The sequence below is a fragment of the Methylorubrum zatmanii genome, from assembly GCF_014845115.1.
GTDB classification, from domain to species: domain Bacteria; phylum Pseudomonadota; class Alphaproteobacteria; order Rhizobiales; family Beijerinckiaceae; genus Methylobacterium; species Methylobacterium zatmanii.
In genome coordinates this window covers 1-1,939 of record NZ_NKUI01000277.1, presented here as the reverse complement: position 1 = coordinate 1,939, position 1,939 = coordinate 1, and the positions used below count along the sequence as shown (strand labels likewise).

Annotated in this window: 1 protein-coding gene; it reads right to left on the bottom strand. The window is 52.8% G+C overall.

The annotated features are described in order from the left end of the window. Positions 1-104 precede the first annotated feature (104 nt). Positions 105-1,649, bottom strand: coding sequence for an amino acid adenylation domain-containing protein (locus MZTS_RS23345; RefSeq protein WP_192285648.1), 1,545 nt, complete (start codon positions 1,647-1,649; stop codon positions 105-107). Positions 1,650-1,939 lie beyond the last annotated feature (290 nt).

Genomic DNA, 1,939 nt, shown 5'->3' with positions numbered 1-1,939 from the left:
ACGAGATCGATATTGATCCCAACCGCGCAGGTATGATGAACAGCCTGCGACAGTAAGGATCCACTTCCCAAGAAGAACATGATGCCCCCGGCTGCCCAGTCCGATCATTCCTCTTCCACCAGCGACAGCACCAAGCCGTTCCGATCGATCTTCCCGTTCGGGTTCATGGGAAGCCGCTCCATCGAATGGTAGGCCGTCGGCAGCATATATTTGGGAAGTACGGTGGAAAGTGCCTTGCGAATTGCTGCCGCACCGACCTCCGCGCCGGACGGTTGATAGAAGAGCGTAATCGCCTTCTTGGGATGGTCATACACCACGCAGGCATTCGCGATGCCGGGAATACCCAGGACCTGATGCTCGATCTCCGGCAGCTCGATGCGATAGCCCATATGCTTGATCTGGTAGTCCTTACGGCCGGCGAAGAAGATCAACCCATCGGCCCCGCGCATGGCGAGATCGCCGGTGCGGTAGATCAGTTCCGGATATCGCGTGTTGAGCGGATTCTGTACGAACGCGCGCGCCGTCTTTTCCGGGTCGTTCCAATAGCCGTTGCTGAGCGAACTGCCGCGCACGCAGAGTTCACCCTGTTCACCGGGGGCACAGAGCTGATCCGCCTCATTGAGAATCATGATGTCGGTGTTGCGACACGGATATCCGATCGGCAAAGGCTGATCGTCAGCGATCTCGCCTTCGACGACATAGAAAGTACAATCGATATGAATCTCGATGGGTCCGTATAAATTAACGAACCGGACACCGGGAAGCGCGCGCCGCCACCGATTGAGATGACGGGTCGGAAACACTTCGCCAGCAAAAAATACGGTCTGCAAGGCGGGAAGAGGTACCTTTTCCAGAAGGTCGAGATTCGCGATGTTGACCATGATGGATGGCACCCAGAACAGGAAGCTGATCTTTTCCCTCGCGACAAACTCCATCAGCCTGACGGGAAAAATCGGCAACTTCTCTGGAATGATGACAAAAGTTGCCCCCCTCGACAGGCACAAGACCAGATCGAATATGTATAAATCGAAATAAAACGGCGAGAGATTACCGACAATAGTATCTTCTTCAAGGTAGAATTCCGCGAAAGCCCAATCCGCGAAATCGATCACGCCGCGATGATTCAAGACAACCCCTTTTGGAACACCCGTCGATCCAGACGTATTGATGATGCAAAATGGATCGGTATCGATGAGATTCCGATAACGGTCATTCGATACTGTCGCAACCGAATGACGCTCCGCCTCCGCAAGCTCTTCCAGAACGATAATTTGATTGCGGTCGACTCCGTCCACCGCGTCGAGAACGGTGTCTACCCGATCTCTCAATGTAATAATGAGCTTCGGCTCGATATGATTCAGTATGCTCCCCAATCTCTTTAAGGGAATTTCCGTATCTAAATTCATAAATATATTGCCAGTATACATAATCGCCAAATCAGCAACGATCACAGCGGCAGATTTAGGAATATAGACCGCAATCGGCTCTCTCACGACATCGACACGACCGATGAGAGCCTCCGCGAGATCTTTTGCCTTTTTTTCCAATTCTGAAAAAGTGATCTCTGTCCCGCCATCGCTGATGGCGACTTTGTTCGGACATGACTTCAATGCGCCGTCAATGAAATATTCAATTACATTGCACAGCATCGCTCAAATTCCTCGATCACCGGAGCGCGGATTTGTTTTGTAAATCATGAGAAGGCTGAATGTTGCTTCACGCTGGCAGTGTTCCTGCGCGAGCCGAGACTCGAGCTTTTGCAGATCCGCAAAATCATGATGTCAGCCACTGTTCCAACGCCTCTCGTTCCGCCGCACCGGCATTGTGACCGTCGGAGAAGAGGCGCGGCATGCGGAGACCTCCGTTGGCAGCGACGCTTCGTCCTGGGATTATGTCCAACGCCGTACAACACATCTGACTCGCCACCTTTCGCGCGCGG